Source organism: Legionella sp. JM-2024 (assembly GCF_055389095.1).
Genome location: NZ_AP039388.1, coordinates 1,666,998 through 1,687,733, shown reverse-complemented (window position 1 = coordinate 1,687,733; position 20,736 = coordinate 1,666,998). Strand labels below are relative to the sequence as shown.

The window sequence follows — 20,736 nt, the reverse complement described above, 5'->3', positions numbered from 1 at the left end:
AAACATCATTATCTAAATGGTTCGGGATCCCCTTTTCCTTCCCTTATAATTACCGGATAATCTCCTGTTAAATCAACTACGGTTGTCGGTTCATGACCACAATTTCCACCATCAATTATTAGATCAATTTGGTTTCCTAACAAATCCCTGATGGCTTCAGGCTCGCTCAATGGAGCCGCAGCCCCTGGCAAAATTAGAGTGGTGCTCATTAACGGAGCCTCCAGACACTCCAATAAGGATAAGGTGATCGTATTATCAGGAACTCTTAACCCCAAAGTTCTACGTTTTGGATGAAGCATTAAGCGAGGTACTTCATGAGTTGCATTAAGAATAAAGGTATATGACCCTGGCGTAAAAGCTTTCAATAATCTAAAAATAGAGTTAGATACTCTGGCATAAGTACCCAGCTGAGATAAATCGCGACAAACCAAAGTCATATTATGATGTTTATCAAGTTGACGTAAACGACGAATACGCTCCAACGCAGATTTATTACCTAGACTGCAACCTAACGCATATCCAGAATCTGTCGGATAAACAATTAACCCCCCATCTTCAATAATTGAAACTGCTTTTCTCAATAAGCGTGCTTGAGGATTATCAGGATGTAATGCAAAAAACTGACTCATAAAGTCCCCTGTTTAATATTCCATTCTTGCCAAATAGGCGTACATATTATTGGTAATTGTTGTTGGCGTCCAAGGTTTATACGTGATTGAGAATCACCATGGTAATCTGATCCTGATGAAGCAAGCAAATCAAACCGCTTACATAACCCAGCCATTTCTTGAATTTGCACTGTAGTCATTTCTCCAGAAACTACTTCCATGCCAATACCGCCCACATCCTTGAAATCATTGATTAACTCATGCAATTTAGAACGCGTCAATCCATATTTAAGGGGGTGAGCTATCACTGCTTGTCCTCCAGCATGCATTATACCCTTAACCGCATCCTGCATACTAAGCCACATGGTTGGAATATAGGCGCATTTGCCTCTTCCAAGGTAATTTTTAAAAGCAGACTTCATATCTCTTGTCTTTCCTTCATTAATCAATACTTGAGCAAAATGAGGCCTTCCTACACGTTTGTGCCCTGCTAAATCACACGCTTTATGGTAAGCATTATTAATACCAGCCAAATATAGAGAATCTCCAATTTGCTCGGCTCGTTCTATTCGACTTTTATTTTGATGCAAAATTAATTCTTGCAACTCCGGTGTATGATTAATTTGATATCCAAGGATATGAATGTCGTATTTTTTCCAACGAGTACTTAATTCTATCCCATTGACTATTTTAATAGTTGTATGGAGTGCTGCTCCATATAGGGCGCTATAGCCTGCAACAGTATCATGATCAGTAAGTGACAAACATTGAATTTTTAAATTATTTGCTCTTTCTATCAGTTCCTCTGGAGTGAGAGTGCCATCTGAAAAAGAGCTATGACAATGAAGATCAATCATAAATTGAAATCAGTTTAAAAAAACTGAAGTATAGCATAGTTATTATCAAAACCAGGTAAAAATGCGATTTTATCACTTTCCAGATTATCCTCTTCTTTGAACAACTTGCACAACATAGCACTTTTGCACTATTCTTTAAGTATGGTCAGTTAATCTTTTAAATGCTTTGAGTAGCACACTAAATAGCGAAGTAATTAAATTACCACCACTTAATACCCAGGAGCTCGCAAACCTGTGTGGCGTTTTGCATAGTAACTTAAAAATTTTAGAACAACACTTCAAGGTTTCAATAAAAATCAAAAACCACAATATGATTTTATGCGGTCACTCAGATGATCGTTTTGAAAAGATAAAAAAAGTATTAAAATTATTATACCCTTTAACTACACAACCTATAGATGTTAATACAATGCGTGTCTTAATCAACGAGGATTATCAATCAGCAATGACCCATCATATCAGACTATCTCGAAAATCAATTTCTGCACGTAATAATAAACAAGCAGCCTATCTGGATGCTATTGATAAATACGATATTACATTCGCCGTTGGTCCTGCTGGTACCGGTAAAACCTACCTGGCTGTTTCCAAAGCAATCGAATGTTTTGAAAAAGGAGAGGTTCAGAGGCTAATCTTTGTAAGACCGGCCGTGGAAGCTGGTGAAAAACTGGGTTTTCTGCCCGGTGACCTTGTAGAAAAAGTTTTACCGTACTTGAGACCCATCTATGATGCGTTATATGAAATGATAGGTTTTAAAGAAGCTCAAAAATTGATTCAAACAGACATCATTGAAATTCTTCCATTGGCATTCATGAGAGGAAGAACCTTAAATGAATCCTTCATTATCCTAGATGAAGCTCAAAATACCACTATCATGCAAATGAAAATGTTCCTAACACGAATGGGGTTTGGCTCTAAAACAGTAATTACAGGCGATATTACTCAAGTTGATCTACCTAAAGGAATAGACTCAGGACTTACCCATGCTGTTAAATTATTTAGACATATTCCTGATATTAGCATTCATACGTTTACCAGTCGTGAGGTCGTTAGACATCCTTTAGTTTCAAAAATCGTGGACTGTTATGATAATGAGATTGAAAGGAATAAAAAATGACCTATCACATTGACATACAAAATGCTACCAATGAACCTTTGCCGCTCAGTGAAAACGAAATAACTATGCTTGCTTCATTAGCCCTAAAAGATCATAAAAAAGATGCTGAATTAACTGTCCGTTTGGTTGATATTGAAGAAATGACTAATCTCAATAATACCTATAGAAAGCAGAACAAACCAACCAATGTTCTTGCATTCCCTTGTTCTTTACCCCCTAACATTGAGTTGGAGTGTCCTCTTCTGGGAGATGTCGTTATCTGTCCTGATGTTTTATTGGCTGAAAGTAATCAATTGAATAAATCACTACAAGCACATTGGTCTTTAATCCTAATTCATGGGGTGTTGCATTTATTGGGCTATGATCATATAAAAGACAATGAAGCCTCAATTATGCAAGCGATTGAAGCTAAATTATTAGCTGAATTAGGATATGCTAACCCATATGAAGTCGAGGAAAATGAACTTGAATAAAGTGGAAGATGGTGGTTCGTGGTTTTCTCGCTTAAAACAATTTTTGCAGGGAGAGCCGCAAAATCAGGAAGAGTTGGTCAGTTTATTAAGAGACGCACAGATACGCTCTTTGATTAACTCAGAGACACTCGCAATGATTGAAGGTGCGATCCTTTTCTCTAAAATGCGCGTCCGAGATATTATGTTACCTAAAAATCAAATGGTTTGTATCAACAAAAATGATGATTTTAAACATATTATAACAATTGTCACTCAAACAGGACATTCACGCTTTCCCGTTACCGGTGAAAACCCCGACGAAATTGTTGGTATTTTACATGCGAAGGATCTATTAGGGCATCAACCAGAAAGTCAGGAATCATTTGATTTGCTGGATATCTGTCGACATGTCACCTTTGTGCCTGAAAGCAGGCGTCTCGATAGCTTGCTCAGTGAATTCCGAAGTAATAGAAATCATATGGCTATCGTTGTTGATGAATATGGGGAAGTTTCAGGATTTGTTACCATTGAAGACATCATTGAACAAATAATCGGTGACATAGAAGATGAATTTGATATAGATGAAGATGCGTATATTAAAGCACATGAAGGACATTGTTATATTATTAAAGCCCACACACCGATTGAAGAATTTAACGATCAGCTTAAAGCGGACTTTAGTGACGAGACCTATGATACGATTGGGGGTATAGTATTAAATAAATTTGGGTATTTACCCAAACGCGGCGAGATCATCACCATAGATGATTTTGAATTTAAGGTTCTTAATGCTGATTCGAGAAGAATAAAGTTATTGGAATGTCTTGATAAACGAGTTTCAGAGAAACCAAATTCTAATATTGAAGGATAATTAATTCATGAGCAGCTCTATTCTCATTATTGATGATGACACCGAACTTACTGACTTATTGAACCAATATTTGGAATCAGAAGGTTTCGAGGTAGTATGCGTACACGATGGTGAAAATGGCGTAAAAAAAGCCTTAAATCAGGTGTTTGATGCAATTATTCTAGATGTTATGCTTCCCAAGCTTAATGGCTTTGAGGTACTAAAAGCGATAAGAGAACATTTAGAAACTCCTGTACTAATGTTAACTGCTCGTGGTGACGATATTGATCGTATTGTTGGTTTGGAAATTGGAGCAGATGATTATTTACCCAAGCCCTGCAATCCACGAGAATTGGTAGCACGTTTACGGGCAATTTTAAGACGTACTCAAAAAATTCCAACTTCTAAACCAATTATTGAACAACACAATATCATCGTCGATTGCTCGAAACGCCACGTTACAATGGGAGGAAAATTTCTGGAATTAACCAATGCAGAGTTTAATATTCTGGAAATGTTAATCAAATCACCGGGACAAGCATTTTCTAAAGAAGAACTAACAGAATATGCCTTAGGAAGGAAATATACTGCCTATGACCGCAGTATTGATGTACATATCAGCAACTTGCGCAATAAATTGGGTGATAATCCTCAAGGAGAGCCTCTGGTCAAAACTGTTCGTGGTTTTGGATACATGTTTAATGCGTAGTTTGTACTGGAAAATATTTGTCTCTTTTTGGCTTGCCACCATTCTGATTATTTTCACTATCGCCTGGGTTACCAGTCAAATCGCTCAAAAGTCTTCGCAACCAGCTCGAGAAGAAATGTTCATGGACAGTTACGCTAACGCAGCTGTCGCAACCTATGAGTCAGGTCAACAATCGGCACTTTTGAAATGGCTTGATCAAATAGGTTTATCTCGGCATATGACCCTTTACCTGCTTACCAGTACTGGTGAGATTATTGGCGCACAAAAACCACCTGAAAATGTAAAAAAAATTTCGGAAAACCTGATTAAAGATCAACTACCAAGTGATGGTATATTTAAATCTGGAAAATTAATTGTGAGTCATGAGATAATGTCAACTTCAGGAAAATATTACCGGCTTGCAGCAGTCAGTGAAAAACCAATCTCGTATTTTGTACAAATTCCCTGGGCAGGACTTACTATTCGTTTAACCCTGGCCACATTCATTAGCGGACTTATTTGCTATTTACTTTCAATCTATTTAACCCAGCCCCTTCGTTCACTTGGTATGGCAGCAAAATCCATAGCCAAAGGAAAACTAAATACCCGGGTCGGTCATTTCAGAGGTCATAGTAAAGATGAGATCGCGGAGTTAAGTAATGAATTCGATCGAATGGCAGAACAACTAGAAGCCCTTGTTCATTCCAAAGAAAGATTAATTCAGGATATCTCTCATGAATTACGATCTCCCTTAACCAGACTTAAAATTGCTATTGAACTGGGTAAAAAGAAAACCAAACATTTAGCTGATAGTGAATTTACACGTATGGAAACAGAAATATCCAGACTCAATGATTTAATAGGAGAAATTCTGGATTATGCTCGTTTGGAAAAATCAACAGCAGAACTTCAATTATCCCAAACAAACATTGCTGATTTGCTCTCAGACATTATTAACGATGCCAATTATGAATTTGGTAATAACTCCGTGAGAATACAGCCTGGAATAATTAGTTCTTGTCAATTGGTTATTGATCAACGCTTAATACACAGAGCAGTTGAGAATATTGTTCGTAATGCTTCACACTACTCGCCACCAAATGAAAAAGTCATTATTTCATCAAGTTATAATGAAGATGAAGATCAATTATGTATTGATATTATTGATAAAGGTCCTGGTGTACCAGAAGATCAACTAGAAAAAATATTTAATCCTTTTTATCGAGTAGACACCTCCAGAACCAAAAAAACAGGGGGGTATGGTTTAGGATTAGCCATCGCTGCTCAAGCAGTTGCCTTACATAAAGGTGAAATAATCGCTAAAAACAGGGAAGAAGGAGGATTAATGATTCGAATTAAGTTGCCAGTAAATGCCAATTGAGATTTTCACTCGACAACACCACTTTTGCCAAAAATAGACTTTTTATATAACCGTTGTCTTTTGCTTTGATCTAACGTAGCAATAAAACAAAAACACCAGTTATACCACAGGTCTAAAGTAAGTTATACAATGAAACAATAATCTAAATTTCAAACCCTTTGAAGATCATTATCAAAACACTCTAGTCAAGATATGAATTTACTGGATAAGAACTTGATTATTCAGTAGAATGAGAAAAAAAACATTCGGAATATAATTTTGTGAGTAACGATACAAAATTAAATAATGCAAGCAGCTATTTCTTTTTTTCTGGGTTTATTGTTTCAAAAATTAAGTATCTACCCGTCCCTCTGGTATCTCCTATTCTTAATTTAATTTCACTTTTTCTTTATTTAGTTGGTTATTGTTTTTGGTTCATATCAAGCCATTTTTACCCCTCTCAAGAAAAAAAGAAAAGTGAATGGTATGGGTTTGCTCAATTCAAAGAGCAATATCTTTACGCTGCTGCGCTCGGGCTTGTCGCAACGTCCATTAGCCTTATAGCAATTTTTTTGCCAATATTGCTTGTTCCAGCAGGATGGATTTTTTTGGGCAGTAATATCATATGGACTATTGGCGAATACCATAAATTAAATAATCCTCCCAGCCATGAGGAACATTTTTCTCAAGATCGTCAAAGTGTTTATGTGTCTTATGCTTTATCAATGACTTTAATTGGATTTATTACTGCAACATCAACTACCTTGGCATTTTTTCTTCCAGTAATAACTATTCCTTTACTTATTTCTACTACCCTCATTTGTATTGGAGTAGGATCATTGGCATTGAAATTTTGGCTTGAATCCAAATTTGGTGACTTTCAACCCCCTTGCTCTAATGACGCAAGTTATAAACAAATGAACAATGGTTTAGGGAAAAAAATTCATTCTGAACCCGACCTGTCCATGGCACCATACCATGGCACCAGTCCACTGAATTCAAAATCACATAATGCAAAAGAGAAGGAATTATCGCTTGATTATCAATTGGATCTGCCAATCCAGACTTGTAAAAAACCTCATTAATTTAGTATATTCTGCACGCCAAACAAGAGAGTCATAATGGATAAAATTACTTCGAAAATGATTACTGAGGCTCATAAGGTATTAGTCAATGCCTATGCACCCTATTCCAAATTTTCTGTCGCATCTTGTATCTGCACAGATAAGAATAACTTTTATACTGGAGTAAACATAGAAAATATCTCTTATGGTTTGACAACTTGTGCCGAAGCCTCCGCAATTTGTAACATGGTATCTGCAGGCGAGAAAAAAATTAAAAGCATTGTAGTGCTGGCTGGAAATAATTTACTATGTTCCCCTTGTGGGGCATGTCGACAGAGAATACATGAATTTTCATCTCCTGAGACTATGGTACATCTCTGTAATAAAGATACAATATTCCATAGTATAACCATTAAAGAATTACTACCCTTAGCTTTTGATTTTAACCCTTAATTGGATGATTTTATGACGACTTCAACAACCACTACTAGCTATCCCCATTTAGCAGCAGAGTATATTAAAAAATTATGTCCATCATTTAAACCAATAGTGGGTGTGGTATTAGGATCAGGGCTAGGTCAATTTGCAGAAGAACTAGAAGATGCCATCACTATAGAATATGAAAAGCTCCCTGGTTTCCCCAATATTACGGTGCAAGGTCATGGTGGAAAATTAATCTTAGGGTATTATGGATCAACTGCCGTTGTTTGCTTACAGGGCAGAGCGCATACTTATGAAAGCCTGGAAAATCATAACACAGTAAAAACGTATGTACGAACCTTAAAACTATTAGGTTGCAAATATTTTATTGCCACTAATGCTTCTGGCTCGCTAAGAGAAGATGTTGGGCCAGGTGAATTAATGCTAATCACTGATCACATCAATTTTCAACCTGGCAATCCTTTAGTTGGCCCTAATGATGAAGAATTTGGCCCCAGATTTTATCCTTTGGATAATGCCTACGATAAATCCATGCGCAAAGATTTACTGGATATAGCTCAAAAAAATTTAATTAATTTGCATCAAGGAGTTTATGTTTCTGTATTAGGTCCAAATTATGAAACTGGCGCCGAAATTCGCGCGTTTAAACTATTAGGTGCTGATGCAGTAGGAATGTCTACCGTCCCTGAGGTATTAGTTGCCAACCACTGTGGATTACGAGTGGCAGTCATTGCAACTATAACGAACTACGCAACTGGCCTTGCAAAAACCAGCCATAGTCATGAAGCGGTTATCAAAATGGCATCTACAGCGTCTGAAAGGCTTAATATTTTGATTAAACAATATATCTTGGGATTATCGTGAGTTTAGATAAGCATTTAAATAATATTTTATATCAACTATTATCTAATCAAGATATTAAACCCATCATCAATGATCAATTAATAAAGTGTATCGATTTGACATGGTTGGATGCAAATGCTTCTGCTGATTTTTTACATCAGTTACAAAACCAGGCCTACAAGAATCATGTTGCTGCTATTTGTGTATTACCCAAACATCTTCATGAATTTCAGCTTAACTCTCAAGTCAAATTAGCCACTGTCATCAATTTTCCTCTTGGCAATGACGACTTGCTAGCCTGCCTGGATGATATCGATAATGCCGTTCAACTTAGTGCAAATGAGATAGATTATGTATTTCCTTACCAGCATTACTTAACTGGAAATAAACAAAAGGCATTAAATCACTGTGATGTTATCATTCAGGCATGTAAAAAAAATCAATTAACCTTAAAAATAATTTTGGAAACTGGAGCATTTCCAGATATGGAAAGCATATATCAACTCTGTACTGAGTTGATTGCTCTTGGAAGCCATTTTCTTAAAACTTCCACCGGAAAGATTCCACAAGGCGCCACCTTGGCATCAGTGTTTGCAATGCTTTGCGCTATTAAAGATTCCCCAGAGCCCATATGTGGCATAAAAGTATCTGGTGGTATAAAAAGCTCTCATCAAGCGCAACAGTATGCTCAACTTGCTGAATTAATGATGGATAAAGCGATTGATAGAGGTTGGTTTCGTATAGGAGCTAGTACACTGTTAAATGAGTTATTGAAATGTTAAACCAAGATTACTGATATTTACCTTATTAGCTTTTCCAAAAATAGCTTTCAAATGCTCTATTCGAAGCATCACGTCCAGGCAGGAAAACGACATTATGGGGTACTAATTGCAAAAAATTATTACAAATTAGGCATCGTTATGATCCTAAAAAACTGTTCATTTGCCACCATTGTATAGCGAGTGAATAAAATCAATTAATAATTTTGAAAATCTCGGTTAGAATAATGAACCATAGTCAATTAATTATCATTGGAGTTTGAATTATCATGGGTAATAAAATTATATTTAAATCCATTCCAGCATTGCTATTAGGCTTATTTCTAGCTGGTTGTAGCAATGAGCTTCCTCCAGGTGAATATGATGCTAATGAAATTGGCAAAGTTAAAAAAGTAATACCCGGGGTCATTATTTCTAAACGTCCGGTGAACCTGCATCGACAAAGTACTGATGCCAATCTTCATTCTAAAGGTAATGCCGAAAATAATTTACTTGATGGTGGTTATAATCGGACTCACGGCATGGAATATGTCATCAAACTAAACTCTGGTAGTATTATTTCAGTAGTACAAGCAGAGGATTTGAGATTAAAAAACAAACAGAAAATTCTTGTCATTTATGGAAGAAACACTAGAGTTGTAGCTGATAACGGTAGCGACGTATATTAGTTTTAAAAATACTTGCTCAAGACCTTAACGTATTGAGCAAGTCCTCCAAACACCTATTGTATGCTACAAATTTAACGATTAGTAATACGAACCTATTTCAAAACAATGCAACTGCAATTGCTAACCACATAAGCAGCCCATAATAATTACTGACTAAAAATGCCCTAAAGCAATTCTTTGGAATTCTTTGATAAATTAATTTTTGCTGATATATCAATATCCCAGTTGCAATAAACCATACAGCATAAAAAGGCCATGCCACACTATTTTTTATTCCCCAAAATAGCCATAATGAGTGAGAGAAACATTGCAACAACGCAATGATTAATCGGTCAAAGTCAGCAAAATATATAGCTGATGATTTAACCCCTATTTTTAAATCATCAGCTTTGTCCATCATTGCATACATTGTGTCATATGCAACAATCCAGGCGAAATTAATTAAAAATAATAAAATTAAATTGCTGTTCAAAGCTTCTCCCGAGGCAATAAATGCCATCGGAATACCCATTGAGAAAGCAATCCCTAGCGCAATTTGAGGTACATTTATAAATCTTTTGCAAAAAGGGTATATAAAAGTAATGAATATGGCTATCAGAGCTAGATAAAAACAAGCCGTCGGAAGTTGTACTAATAGAAGTAATGAAGTAAAAAGTAATAGGAATAATAATATAAATGCTTCAGATAAACTAACCTCACTGGAAGTTAAAGGACGTAACTTGGTTCTTGCTACATGTCTATCAATATGTCTATCGGCTATGTCATTAATAACACAACCTGCAGAACGCATCAAAACAGTGCCTAACAGAAAAATTATAAACAAATCTCCAGTAGGAGCATCATGATTGGCAATCCAAAGTGCCCATGCCGTAGGATACCAAAGTAATAAAATTCCTATAGGCTTATTTAAGCGCAGTAATCTTGCATAAGCATTCCACGAGATCATGACAAATTCTCTAACTCTGGTAATAATATTTCAATTAAATAAAATGAGTTCTGATCCAGAAATATTAATTCTGTTAACCTTACCCATAAAGAGGCATACGACGAGCTAATGTATTTTTTTACCCAATAAAACTCAAGATTCACTTTGTCAACAGGATAACAAAGTAAGGGTAGACGCCTTACTTTGCTTTCACCAAAGATCAAATTCCGTATTGATTCATTTTCTAAACGATCAAAGAACTCAGGCTCAAGATTATAACAGGTTTGTGGAATAACTGACCTGGCGTACCAATAAATCATTCTCTGATTTTTCATAATAATTTCACGCTGGAAAATAATATCATCTTGTATATTCAGAACATATTTGTCCCACCAGTTGGGTGTTGTCCACTGCTGCGTTAAAAGCTCCAAATCAATCTGTCCTACTTTTGTCTTCAATTTGTCGGTCAAGGAATCCTGGCACTCTAGCCAGCTCTTGAGTGATTCAGATTCCTTTACATCGGAAAACAGGATGGTTTGATTATTAATAGGCATAAAATAATACTTTGAAAAATATATTTGTAAGATATTACAAAATTACCTCTTTATGAACAACCATCTCAGACTTTTACCCGATTTTAACTCTACCTAACCTGTTTAAAGTAATCATAACCTTTTCATGAGTATGCCAGTTGTCCAAAATGAATTTACCATTACTTATCGCATGAGATGGGCTCTGAGACAAACCAATCCTGTTAACAGAATCAACACCTATCCAGTTAACGTTCCAATATCTCAAATTCCACTGCCATTGATGAATTACATCCATTTTTTTAGTTATCTCATTGAAGCTCACAAGCATCATTCCTTTAGACCAGTTTTCAGTAAGATTTAAAGGAGTAAGATAGACAGATTTTCCTATAATGATTGCTTGAATTTTAGAGTATTGGACCGCTGTTTTTATATTGTTAATTAGGATCTGTCGCTCATTTTTCTGTGTTAGAAAAATAAATGACTTTGAACCTATAAGTACTAATCCTGTAAAAATAGCTAATGTAATGACAAGTTCGAGTAGTGTTAGCCCTCTAATTTTCATGAATTTTAATTGTGTCTAAGAAATTTTATGATGAAAATAGGATGCCACTGCAGCAGCAATACCTTTAGGTGATATAGCGGCCGTGTAAGCCAAAATTTTATTTCTTATGCCTGGAATAATATATAGTTTTCTCTTTTGTAACCCTTTGTAGGCAATTTTGGCTACTTTCTCTGGGGTCATCATCCCAATATATCCTTTCTCCAACATAGAATTTTCCATACCGGAAGAATAAAAGAAATTGGTTTTTGTTGCTCCTGGGCAAAGAATAGACAAAGAAACTTTAGTATCTTTAAGCTCATAAGAAATCGCATGAGATAATGTTACAACATAAGCCTTGCTCGCATAATAAGCAGCCATAAGAGGGCCTGGTTGAAAAGCTGCTGTCGACGCTATTTGCAAAATGCTTCCTTCATTTCTAGCTACAAAATCATTAAGATAGCATAGTGTCAGCTCACTTAATGAGACCATATTTATGGCCATCAAATCATCCAGCTTAGCCAAACTCATCTCACTGAACGAACCCATGTAACCTATACCCGCGTTGTTAACCAGACAATTGACTTCCAGACCTTGCTCTTTCAAATCAGCATACAATTTAAATGCGCTTCCAGCTTTGCTTAAATCACATACTTTATATTCCACTTTAACATGATACTGAGAACTTAATTGCTTAGAAACGTGCGTTAATTGTATTGAGTCCCGTCCAACAAGTATTAAATCATGACCGTGTAGTGCAAACTCATGCGCCAAAGCCAAACCTATGCCTTTCGAGGCTCCCGTCACTAAGGTCATCATGATAATTATCTCCTTTTATCGTTTGCATAGGTTCCATATTGTTGCGCAAATAATCAAGCAATTTACTAGCCTCGGTGTGTTTTTCTTGTTTAATTAAATTTAAAATCCGCAAGCATTGAGGAAGACTTAAATCCCATTTTCCAAAATATTTTGCTCTCAAGAGGTTTATATTACTATACAATAAGTTCTCAACTTCTTTTAATATATCATAGACTTGTTGACATGTATTTTCTTTAAGTTCTTTCACTAATTTAACAATAATATGAATCATAATATGACCATCACTTGAAATTTTACCAAAATGTTTTAGACAATCAAAAGGAGCATGTATGCTCAGTGAGTGGCGAGCACGATCTAACAGTGCCTTATCGATTTTACTTATTAAGAACTTAGAAGATAACTTTAAAAAAATTGGATATAAAGCTAACAAAATCGCATGGTTATTATCTTCAGAATCTACACTATGATTATTATGTAGATGACACACTGAATTACCAAAAAAGGTTAAGGAAGAGCTTTCATTTGGTTCTGTCTTCTCTTTAGGGGGATTATAAGGTGTGGACGTATTAAAATAGAGATTTCTAAGCTCAAGAGATTGTTTCATTAAAGCAGTTCGGTTAGGCAAAGCGGATTTAACAATAAGGTCATTCACAATCTCAAACCATTGTAGATCACCTCTGTAACAACAGTAAGCAAGTAAATCGCCTAAAGAATTGAAAGTGGAATACATTAATTCTCTATTGACATAAGTATTACCCTTCCTGGTATATCGCACATTAATGTAGTCCATAGTCGTTTGATGACCATTTTGAATTAACTCCTCTTGGGTCTTTTTTTCTACATTAAATCCTGTAGTCGAAACGCTTCCAGTTTCGGGAATTATTGTTTGAAGAGCATATTGTCTTAATTTTAAGCGGTCCCGTTCCCATCCACTTGCTGGATCACTAACACCTGTTAATAAACTGTAAATCCAATTGAGGATAAAATTCTCTCGATAAACTTTATCCATTATTTTATCAATGACGTTTCTTTCAACCCCATTATCAAATTGAACTGCCAATACTTTTAAATTATTACCAAATTCGGACTCAAGAAAAGTGGAATGATCATCAAAAAAAACTTCTGTTGGAAAATTACTTAATATTCCTCCATCGTTATGTTCTTCACCATCTAAAAGCGTATCTCTATACAAAACCGGGAAACTGGCGGATATTTTAACTGCTTCACTAACCTCCATTAGTGGATGACGTGCCAGTGACAAATAAATGGTTTTCCCTGACCGTTTATTTGTTGCCGTAACAATTAATTCCTTACCAATGCCACAATCAGGAAACTGTAGTCTCAATGACTCCAAAGTGCTAAAGGTAATTTTTCCTTTAGGATATGGAATTTTATATTTATCTACAATTTGATTTACTTTATTAGCAATAGCATAATCAAGTGCTGTTTTTAGTGAATGCGCATCTGATAATCCATTTCTGTCTATATCAAACTGTACTAAATGCTCCTGCTTAAAATGTTTAAAAAGTTCTGTAATTTCATCTGCGGTATATCCTAAATAGCACATCAATGCCATGATAGCGCCTGCAGAACTTCCAGCAAATTTTGTAGGTTTGATTCCTGCTTCGTTTAAAGCCTTCCAAACTCCGACATGAGCAAAAATTTTGGCACCACCACCACAAAGAACCAAATTGGTAATATCAGGACGCCTTTCCGTAACTAAAATCTCTTTTGATTTGGAGCGTTGATAAATTTTGACGGTTTTAGTCTTGTAAAGTAATTCTAATTTGTCTTCGGATGCTCTTGGCTTTTTCACCTCATCCGCGTTACCGGCAAATAGATTAGATATCCATCTCCAAAGCCTGATATACCAAGGTTTCAAACCTGTAAAACGCTGCATTCTCCTATAGCCATACATTTCTTTATGACGTGCGGCAGGATTTACTACATCAATTGATTGGGGATGCGCACTTTTACACACAGACTCAAAATTAAGACTTTTATAATTAAGGTCAACTAATTCATCAACCAATTTATCAGTAATAAATACTCTTTTAGTGTTACCCAGTGGTTCTTTTTGTGAGTCATTGGGATCTTTATATTTACTACCTGAAGGCGGAACCAAAAATTGGTTAAAACCTATTAAAATACCTTGTTTCCCATGACACATTTCAATCCCTGTCAGCTGGTAATGGAGTGAAAGTCCCAAATCTGTTATCTTCCAATGTTCCGATTTATTATTAAACAACCAATTTTTTAGTATACCCCACCAGCTTAATTCCACTTCCGCAGTAAAACCTCTGTAGTCATTGACATATACACCACTTAGGAAACCATGTTCTTTATCTTTTTGATGAGGTGCGAGTAGCCATTCGATGAACAAAGATCTTTTCGCGTCACTCAATCGAGTAAAATCAAAAATCATTCGTTCGTTATCAAATAAGTAATTGCCTAGAGAAATCTTATTATCTGGGGGTAACCCATTTATTCCAAGACGTCCTAAATAAGCTGTTATGATGATTTTTTTTAATAAATCTAAATTCTGAGGGTATTTTGTGTCAGATTCCAGCAGCTGACTTATGACGTGCTGAGGGGTCATCAGTAAATCCTTACGCCTGGTAGTCCATAAGATAAATATCTGAAATAAATTGGATTTTATTTAAATATTTATCAATCTTCTTTATAACAATTATCATAAATTTTTATAGAATTGAATAGAAATGGTATAACTTATTAATATTTGACAAAAATTATACCATATGTCTCTTTTAATTAATATATGATCAATAAATATCACCAAGAATGGCAGAAACAACTTCGGAGGGATTAGCCGCTTGTGTAATTGGTCTTCCAATAACTAAAAAATCACTTCCTGCTTTAATGGCCTGTTGTGGGGTCATGACGCGCGATTGATCATCTTTTAGGTTATTTGGCAATCGTATTCCAGGAGTCACAGTAATAAAACTATTACCGCACACCTGTTTTATGGTTTCTACTTCATGAGCAGAACTGACTATACCATCAAGCCCAGCATCCCTGGCAAGCTGAGCCAAATTCTTTACTTCATCAAGTAATGAGTGACTAATACCAATGCTGGCCAGTTCGCCTTCTTCAAAACTAGTCAATACAGTCACTGCAATCAACAAAGGTTTATCTTGGCCATAAGACTCTAAAGATTTTTTTGCTGCTTGTAGCATCTTCAAGCCTCCTAAAGCATGAACATTAATCATCCATACTCCTAGCTCGGCTGCTGAATGACAGGCTTTTGCTACGGTATTAGGAATATCATGAAATTTTAAATCCAAAAATACTTTAAATTGTTTGCCTACCAGCTGTCTTATAAACTGAGGGCCTAAGAGAGTAAAAAGTTCACTTCCAACCTTTAAAGCACACTGCAACGGATCGAGTTTATCTATCAATTGTAATGCACTATCCTGATTATCAAAATCCAACGCAACAATTAATTTAGGTGTCATTTAAGCTACAGCCTCTTCATTTATCAATAGCAAAGCATTTCTAACTGCGACAACTATTTTCACTTGCTCTTCCTCTTGTAAATAAGGATGCATAGGCAAACTAATCACACGCTGACTAGCATTTTCAGAGTTTGGAAAATCTCCAAGTTTATAATTCAAATAATTGAGCGCTTGCTGCTGATGCATGGCAACTGGATAATGTACAGCAGTAGGTATTCCTGATGCCTGCATTGACTTCTCGAATACGTTTCTGTTATCTACTTCAATTGTATACTGAGCATAAACACTATTGTTGAATTTATGTACATACGGGGTTTTTACCAAGCTTGAAAGCATTTCATCGTAACGCTCAGCTACTCTTTGCCTCATTAAAATTTCATTAGAAAAAATTTTTAATTTCTCAAGCAGAACAGCTGCTTGAATAGTATCCATTCGGCCATTAATTCCTACTCGCTTATGGCAATAACGTGCATTTTGACCGTGAATTCTAATTTCAACTAATTTCTTAGCCAAGGCATCATCATTGGTAAAGCAAGCACCTGAATCTCCATAACCTCCTAAAGGTTTTGAAGGGAAAAAACTAGTACAACCGATAGTAGATAAGGAACAAGAATATTTGCCTTTATAAGTTGCCCCAAAACTCTGAGCCGCATCCTCAATAACCGGAATACCGTATCTTTCTGCGATAGCATTAATGGCATCGTAATCGGCACATTGCCCGTATAAATCAACTGGCATAATAGCCTTTGTTTTCTTTGTGATCGCTTTTTCTAATTGTTCCGGGTTTAAATTATAACTTAAAGGATCAATATCAACAAAAACAGGTACTGCATGGCAAAGACTGATTACTTCAGCTGTTGCAAAAAAACTGAAAGGACTAGTAATCACTTCGTCCCCTGGCTGAATTTCCAATGCCATTAATGCCATTAATAAAGCATCAGTTCCACTTGAGTTCACAATCGCATGTTTGACGCCAATAAAAGAAGCCAATTGTTTTTCCAGTTCTGCAATTTCAGGGCCCATAATATATTGCCCGTGATTTAATACCCGTTTAATGCTGCTTAGAATGTCCTTCTCAATTAAAGAATATTGTGTTTTTAAGTCGATAAATTGCATTATAATCTCATAATTAGTATATAAATTGTTTAGCTACACCTAAGACTGAACACAATGAAGTTAAGAAATAATTTTTATAAAAACATAGGGTTGCAATGAATTTATTAGAAAGTAAACTGTCATAATAACCACTAAAAAGCGAGCCAGATTGAATCGCGCTCAAATCTTTCAACTGGTTGCTTCACTTGGATCACAACGACACAATTCAATTACGATACCAAACTAATAATATGCAACTTTTCATTAACTTTGTGATAGCATGTCTTGGGCTAATCCCCTTCCAACCCATGAATAGGCTTCATTCTACCCCACTGTTTACAACTTGGGCAATGCCAATGTAAATGTTTACCACCAAAACCACAGTGCCCACATCGATATATGGGCTTATTGTCTAAAAATTTACTAGTAATATCATAAAGCATTTGTAGTTTTTCACGTACTTTCCCATGAGCTGATTCGAGATGCCAATATATCAAGCGATTTAATCCTCTTATTGACGGATGTTTGCTTAAATTATCAGCTACAAAGTCAATTGCAACATCCATTCCCTTATTTTGTCGCAGATAATCAGCAATAACGAAAATCACTGAAGCTCTGGGGTGTTTTACTAAAGTCTGTTCAAGATAATGAATGCAATCCGGCATTGAATCCAGTTCTTTATGACAAAAAACCAATGGTTCTATAATTTCAGTTAAAAATTCCGCATCTTGTTGCGGCACGCGCTTTAAAGACCGAATCGCTTGTTTATAACGACCCTCTTTAATTTCTATTGTTGCATTCATCAAACTGGCTCGTACTGATTCAGGATCGACATTCATTGCTTGTTTGATACAATAAATTGCTCTGTCTATAGCATTGACTTTAAGAGCTTGATTAGCCATTTCACAGTAATAATGAGCTGCCTGATTATGAAAACTGGCTCCAGTAGAAATTTCCAATTTTTTAATAATATCTAAAGCCTTTTCCCAAGCTTTTTCCTGTTGGTAAATTGCCAATAATCCTTGAAGACTGTTTGTATCTCGGCTCCCACCTAGCTCGACAACCTCAAGAAATATGCGCTCAGCCCGATCAAAAACTCCAGCACTCATATAATCTTGCCCTAGAGCCATCAGTGCTTCTTTGCGTTGCTGGATGCTTAATTGTGGCCTGGCAATTAAATTTTGATGAATACGAATAGCTCTGTCTACTTCGCCTCTACGTCTAAATAAGCTACCCAATGCCAGATGTGTTTCTACTGTATCACTATCCACTTCTAAAAGTTTGATAAATACATCAACCGCTTTATCAGATTGCTCATTCAATAAATAATTAAGTCCAACTACATATTCTCGCGATAACCGATTATGAACATGAGCGTCCTTATTAGAGTTATTGCGACTTGCCATCCACCATCCAGACCACGCGGCAGCAGGCAACAATAGTGGCCATAAATTAATCATTTATTAATTTTCCTCTCTGCATACCGAGTATCCCAAATAATAATTAAATTAATGTTGATCTTGTAAAGGTATTGAACGTAGATTTTTTATTTCTTTTTCAGTTAGTTTTAATTGGCTTTTCATTTTACGACATTCAATTTTTAAACGCCAATATCGTGCAATAAAGAGAACAAAGCCAATAAAGACTCCAACACCAAGCATAATTGTCATAAGGACAGATATAGGCATAGATACCGTTTTGAAATAGAAATTAACTTGAACTGAGGAGGCGTTTAGAGCAGCAAAACTAACACCAATAATAATAAGTAATAGATAAGTTACCAGCATCAATATGCGCATCGAGTATTCCTTTTATCCTTAAACTAAAAAACTCATCATACCATAATCTGTTTCTCAAAATAAAAAAGCGTAGAGTTATCTACGCTTTTTTTATCTTTGAATTTAAAAGGCTATTCACCCTCTTTACTAGCCATTTTCTCTTTTAATAGATCCCCTAGAGTAGTTGAAGCAGCTTCAGTTCTAGAGTATTTTTTAATTGCATCTGCTTCATCCTGAGCATCTTTGGCTTTAACAGAAAGCGAAATGGTGCGATTTTTTCTGTCTACATTAGTGATTTTTGCTTCCACTTCATCACCAACTTTTACAACAGTGGTAGCATCATCAACACGCTCATCAGACAGTTCACCAACACGAATTGTTCCAAAAACGTCTTCTGCTAATGCAACAGTTACGGTTTTAGCCTCTACTGCGGTGACAGTGCCTTTAACAATCGAACCTTTAGTGTAAGTTTCAGAAAAGCTTGCGAAACTATCACCTTCCAGTTGCTTCAAACCAAGAGAAATGCGTTCTCTTTCTGGATCAATTGCTAAAATGACAGCTTCCAGTTCTTGGCCTTTCTTAAACTGTTTTACCGCTTCCTCACCAGCTATAGTCCAGGAAATATCAGATAAATGAACCAATCCATCTATATCACCATCAAGACCTATAAAGATTCCAAAATCAGTAATAGAGCGAATTTTGCCTTGAACCTTTTCACCTTTATTATGAGTTGATGCGAATTGCTGCCAAGGATTACCCACACATTGTTTCATGCCTAAAGAAATGCGACGTCGTTCTTCATCAATTTCAAGAACCATAACGTCAACAACATCTCCTAAAGAAACCACTTTGCTTGGATGAACATTTTTATTAGTCCAATCCATTTCTGACATGTGTACTAACCCTTCTACACCCTCTTCGATTTCTACAAAACAACCATAGTCAGTAATGTTGGTTACTTTACCTTGTAGTCTCTTTCCTATTGGATAACGCTCTACCAAATCAACCCAGGGATCATTTCCTAACTGCTTCATTCCTAAAGAAACTCGATTCCTTTCACTATCAAAGCTTAACACTTTAACTTTTACATCTTGACCTACTGATAGCAGTTCGCTCGGATGTTTAACTCGTTTCCAGGAAATGTCAGTGATATGTAACAGACCATCTATACCACCAAGATCAATGAAGGCGCCATAATCGGTAAGATTTTTAACAATACCATGAAGTTCTTGACCATCATGCAATGATTCCAGGAGTGCCTGTCTGTCAGCGCTGCTTTCTTCTTCAACAACCGCACGCCGAGAAACAACAATATTGTTACGTTTCAAGTCCATCTTGATGACTTTAAATTCAAGTTCTTTACCTTCGAGATAAGAAGGATCTCTAACTGGTCTAACATCAACCAGAGAACCTGGTAAAAACGCTCTTATAGAGCCAATTTCTACAGTGAAACCGCCTTTGACTTTACCAGAAATCAAACCAGTCACTGTTTCATTATTCTCGTGACATTTTGACAATTTACGCCATGCTTCCTGACGCTTGGCTTTTTCTCTTGAAAGGAGCGTTTCGCCGTGACCATCTTCTACTGAATCCAGGGCCACTTCGACAGTATCACCTACTTTCACTTCCAGTTCGCCATTTTTATCGTAGAATTCTTCTACAGCAACAATACCTTCTGATTTTAATCCTGCATTTAGGGTAACAAAATCATCATCTATATCAATAACCTTAGCAGTAATAATGGCACCAGGATAAAATTGAGCTCCGGCAATACTTTGCTCAAATAATTCTTTGAAACTTTCAGACATGTTAATAAACTCTTTAGTAAAAAAATGGAAGAATGAG

At 36.0% G+C, this 20,736-nt stretch carries 22 protein-coding genes and 1 pseudogene; 11 read left to right on the top strand and 12 right to left on the bottom strand.

Going from position 1 to position 20,736, the window contains the following annotated elements; translation table 11 throughout:
- Window positions 1-8: 8 nt before the first annotated feature.
- Together ACZ5EK_RS07500 and ACZ5EK_RS07495 are read right to left on the bottom strand one after the other, a co-directional pair.
- Window positions 9-629, bottom strand: coding sequence for an L-threonylcarbamoyladenylate synthase (locus ACZ5EK_RS07500; RefSeq protein ID WP_464432329.1), 621 nt, complete (start codon window positions 627-629; stop codon window positions 9-11).
- Window positions 626-1,465, bottom strand: a complete 840-nt coding sequence (locus ACZ5EK_RS07495) for a PHP domain-containing protein (RefSeq protein ID WP_464432328.1) — start codon at window positions 1,463-1,465, stop codon at window positions 626-628. Before ACZ5EK_RS07495 ends, ACZ5EK_RS07500 begins: the two co-directional genes overlap by 4 nt.
- A 166-nt stretch (window positions 1,466-1,631) precedes the next feature.
- On the opposite strand from ACZ5EK_RS07495, the gene ACZ5EK_RS07490 reads away from it, so the two are divergent.
- The 11 genes and pseudogenes from ACZ5EK_RS07490 to ACZ5EK_RS07440 all read left to right on the top strand — a co-directional run bounded on the left by ACZ5EK_RS07490 (window position 1,632) and on the right by ACZ5EK_RS07440 (window position 9,727).
- Window positions 1,632-2,582, top strand: a complete 951-nt coding sequence (locus ACZ5EK_RS07490; protein WP_464427427.1) for a PhoH family protein — start codon at window positions 1,632-1,634, stop codon at window positions 2,580-2,582.
- On the top strand, window positions 2,579-3,055 hold the full coding sequence (gene ybeY / locus ACZ5EK_RS07485; protein ID WP_464432327.1) for an rRNA maturation RNase YbeY: 477 nt from the start codon (window positions 2,579-2,581) through the stop codon (window positions 3,053-3,055). The genes ACZ5EK_RS07490 and ybeY overlap by 4 nt, the downstream gene beginning before the upstream one ends.
- Window positions 3,015-3,905, top strand: coding sequence for an HlyC/CorC family transporter (locus ACZ5EK_RS07480; protein ID WP_464432326.1), 891 nt, complete (start codon window positions 3,015-3,017; stop codon window positions 3,903-3,905). Before ybeY ends, ACZ5EK_RS07480 begins: the two co-directional genes overlap by 41 nt.
- Before the next feature lie 7 nt (window positions 3,906-3,912).
- Window positions 3,913-4,593 (top strand): two-component system response regulator CpxR, encoded by a 681-nt coding sequence (gene cpxR / locus ACZ5EK_RS07475; protein ID WP_464432325.1) that lies wholly within the window; start codon window positions 3,913-3,915, stop codon window positions 4,591-4,593.
- Window positions 4,586-5,953: a two-component system sensor histidine kinase CpxA gene (cpxA, locus tag ACZ5EK_RS07470; protein ID WP_464432324.1), complete on the top strand. Its 1,368-nt coding sequence runs from the start codon at window positions 4,586-4,588 to the stop codon at window positions 5,951-5,953. Before cpxR ends, cpxA begins: the two co-directional genes overlap by 8 nt.
- Window positions 5,954-6,213: 260 nt before the next feature.
- Window positions 6,214-7,017 carry a hypothetical protein gene (locus ACZ5EK_RS07465; RefSeq protein WP_464432323.1) on the top strand — a complete coding sequence of 268 codons (804 nt, stop codon included), beginning with the start codon at window positions 6,214-6,216 and terminating at the stop codon, window positions 7,015-7,017.
- A gap of 36 nt (window positions 7,018-7,053) precedes the next feature.
- Window positions 7,054-7,449, top strand: a complete 396-nt coding sequence (gene cdd / locus ACZ5EK_RS07460) for a cytidine deaminase (RefSeq protein WP_464432322.1) — start codon at window positions 7,054-7,056, stop codon at window positions 7,447-7,449.
- Between the two features lie 12 nt (window positions 7,450-7,461).
- On the top strand, window positions 7,462-8,301 hold the full coding sequence (locus ACZ5EK_RS07455) for a purine-nucleoside phosphorylase (protein WP_464432321.1): 840 nt from the start codon (window positions 7,462-7,464) through the stop codon (window positions 8,299-8,301).
- Window positions 8,298-9,062: a deoxyribose-phosphate aldolase gene (gene deoC, locus ACZ5EK_RS07450; protein ID WP_464432320.1), complete on the top strand. Its 765-nt coding sequence runs from the start codon at window positions 8,298-8,300 to the stop codon at window positions 9,060-9,062. The genes ACZ5EK_RS07455 and deoC overlap by 4 nt, the downstream gene beginning before the upstream one ends.
- 89 nt (window positions 9,063-9,151) lie before the next feature.
- A pseudogene (locus ACZ5EK_RS07445) lies at window positions 9,152-9,250 on the top strand (BBE domain-containing protein); the annotation flags it as partial.
- A gap of 78 nt (window positions 9,251-9,328) precedes the next feature.
- Window positions 9,329-9,727, top strand: a complete 399-nt coding sequence (locus ACZ5EK_RS07440) for a hypothetical protein (protein ID WP_464432319.1) — start codon at window positions 9,329-9,331, stop codon at window positions 9,725-9,727.
- Between the two features lie 97 nt (window positions 9,728-9,824).
- Here the strand turns inward: ACZ5EK_RS07440 and ubiA are convergent, their stop codons facing one another.
- From ubiA to rpsA, 10 genes are all read right to left on the bottom strand, one after another.
- Entirely contained in the window at window positions 9,825-10,673 is an 849-nt protein-coding gene (gene ubiA / locus ACZ5EK_RS07435; protein ID WP_464432317.1) for a 4-hydroxybenzoate octaprenyltransferase, read from the bottom strand.
- A complete protein-coding gene (locus ACZ5EK_RS07430; protein WP_464432315.1) occupies window positions 10,670-11,206 on the bottom strand; it encodes a chorismate--pyruvate lyase family protein in 537 nt (178 codons plus the stop codon). The genes ubiA and ACZ5EK_RS07430 overlap by 4 nt, the downstream gene beginning before the upstream one ends.
- Window positions 11,207-11,279: 73 nt before the next feature.
- Complete coding sequence (locus tag ACZ5EK_RS07425) at window positions 11,280-11,747, bottom strand: pilus assembly FimT family protein (protein ID WP_464432313.1); 468 nt, start codon at window positions 11,745-11,747, stop codon at window positions 11,280-11,282.
- A gap of 15 nt (window positions 11,748-11,762) precedes the next feature.
- Window positions 11,763-12,542, bottom strand: coding sequence for an SDR family NAD(P)-dependent oxidoreductase (locus ACZ5EK_RS07420; RefSeq protein WP_464432311.1), 780 nt, complete (start codon window positions 12,540-12,542; stop codon window positions 11,763-11,765).
- The gene (gene vpdC / locus ACZ5EK_RS07415) at window positions 12,487-15,141 is read right to left on the bottom strand and encodes a Dot/Icm T4SS effector VpdC (protein WP_464432309.1); all 2,655 of its coding nucleotides are present in this window, start codon (window positions 15,139-15,141) and stop codon (window positions 12,487-12,489) included. Before vpdC ends, ACZ5EK_RS07420 begins: the two co-directional genes overlap by 56 nt.
- Window positions 15,142-15,325: 184 nt before the next feature.
- The gene (gene pyrF, locus ACZ5EK_RS07410) at window positions 15,326-16,018 is read right to left on the bottom strand and encodes an orotidine-5'-phosphate decarboxylase (protein ID WP_464432307.1); all 693 of its coding nucleotides are present in this window, start codon (window positions 16,016-16,018) and stop codon (window positions 15,326-15,328) included.
- A complete protein-coding gene (locus ACZ5EK_RS07405; protein WP_464432303.1) occupies window positions 16,019-17,134 on the bottom strand; it encodes a DegT/DnrJ/EryC1/StrS family aminotransferase in 1,116 nt (371 codons plus the stop codon).
- A 269-nt stretch (window positions 17,135-17,403) separates the two neighbouring features.
- The gene (lapB, locus tag ACZ5EK_RS07400; RefSeq protein ID WP_464432301.1) at window positions 17,404-18,573 is read right to left on the bottom strand and encodes a lipopolysaccharide assembly protein LapB; all 1,170 of its coding nucleotides are present in this window, start codon (window positions 18,571-18,573) and stop codon (window positions 17,404-17,406) included.
- A gap of 48 nt (window positions 18,574-18,621) precedes the next feature.
- Window positions 18,622-18,912: a LapA family protein gene (locus tag ACZ5EK_RS07395; RefSeq protein WP_464432300.1), complete on the bottom strand. Its 291-nt coding sequence runs from the start codon at window positions 18,910-18,912 to the stop codon at window positions 18,622-18,624.
- A gap of 110 nt (window positions 18,913-19,022) precedes the next feature.
- Window positions 19,023-20,699 (bottom strand): 30S ribosomal protein S1, encoded by a 1,677-nt coding sequence (gene rpsA, locus ACZ5EK_RS07390; protein ID WP_464432297.1) that lies wholly within the window; start codon window positions 20,697-20,699, stop codon window positions 19,023-19,025.
- Between the last annotated feature and the right edge of the window lie 37 nt (window positions 20,700-20,736).

Bases quoted from the DNA above. Each gene is read 5' to 3' on its own strand.
- lapB (WP_464432301.1), bottom strand. From the start codon at position 18,573: ATGATTAATTTATGGCCACTATTGTTGCCTGCTGCCGCGTGGTCTGGA.
- ACZ5EK_RS07440 (WP_464432319.1), top strand. From the start codon at position 9,329: ATGGGTAATAAAATTATATTTAAATCCATTCCAGCATTGCTATTAGGC.
- ACZ5EK_RS07420 (WP_464432311.1), bottom strand. From the start codon at position 12,542: ATGATGACCTTAGTGACGGGAGCCTCGAAAGGCATAGGTTTGGCTTTG.
- cpxR (WP_464432325.1), top strand. From the start codon at position 3,913: ATGAGCAGCTCTATTCTCATTATTGATGATGACACCGAACTTACTGAC.
- ACZ5EK_RS07395 (WP_464432300.1), bottom strand. From the start codon at position 18,912: ATGCGCATATTGATGCTGGTAACTTATCTATTACTTATTATTATTGGT.
- ACZ5EK_RS07455 (WP_464432321.1), top strand. From the start codon at position 7,462: ATGACGACTTCAACAACCACTACTAGCTATCCCCATTTAGCAGCAGAG.
- cdd (WP_464432322.1), top strand. From the start codon at position 7,054: ATGGATAAAATTACTTCGAAAATGATTACTGAGGCTCATAAGGTATTA.
- ACZ5EK_RS07500 (WP_464432329.1), bottom strand. From the start codon at position 629: ATGAGTCAGTTTTTTGCATTACATCCTGATAATCCTCAAGCACGCTTA.
- ACZ5EK_RS07430 (WP_464432315.1), bottom strand. From the start codon at position 11,206: ATGCCTATTAATAATCAAACCATCCTGTTTTCCGATGTAAAGGAATCT.
- rpsA (WP_464432297.1), bottom strand. From the start codon at position 20,699: ATGTCTGAAAGTTTCAAAGAATTATTTGAGCAAAGTATTGCCGGAGCT.
- ybeY (WP_464432327.1), top strand. From the start codon at position 2,579: ATGACCTATCACATTGACATACAAAATGCTACCAATGAACCTTTGCCG.
- pyrF (WP_464432307.1), bottom strand. From the start codon at position 16,018: ATGACACCTAAATTAATTGTTGCGTTGGATTTTGATAATCAGGATAGT.
- ubiA (WP_464432317.1), bottom strand. From the start codon at position 10,673: ATGATCTCGTGGAATGCTTATGCAAGATTACTGCGCTTAAATAAGCCT.
- cpxA (WP_464432324.1), top strand. From the start codon at position 4,586: ATGCGTAGTTTGTACTGGAAAATATTTGTCTCTTTTTGGCTTGCCACC.
- ACZ5EK_RS07480 (WP_464432326.1), top strand. From the start codon at position 3,015: ATGCTAACCCATATGAAGTCGAGGAAAATGAACTTGAATAAAGTGGAA.
- vpdC (WP_464432309.1), bottom strand. From the start codon at position 15,141: ATGACCCCTCAGCACGTCATAAGTCAGCTGCTGGAATCTGACACAAAA.
- ACZ5EK_RS07495 (WP_464432328.1), bottom strand. From the start codon at position 1,465: ATGATTGATCTTCATTGTCATAGCTCTTTTTCAGATGGCACTCTCACT.
- ACZ5EK_RS07425 (WP_464432313.1), bottom strand. From the start codon at position 11,747: ATGAAAATTAGAGGGCTAACACTACTCGAACTTGTCATTACATTAGCT.
- ACZ5EK_RS07405 (WP_464432303.1), bottom strand. From the start codon at position 17,134: ATGCAATTTATCGACTTAAAAACACAATATTCTTTAATTGAGAAGGAC.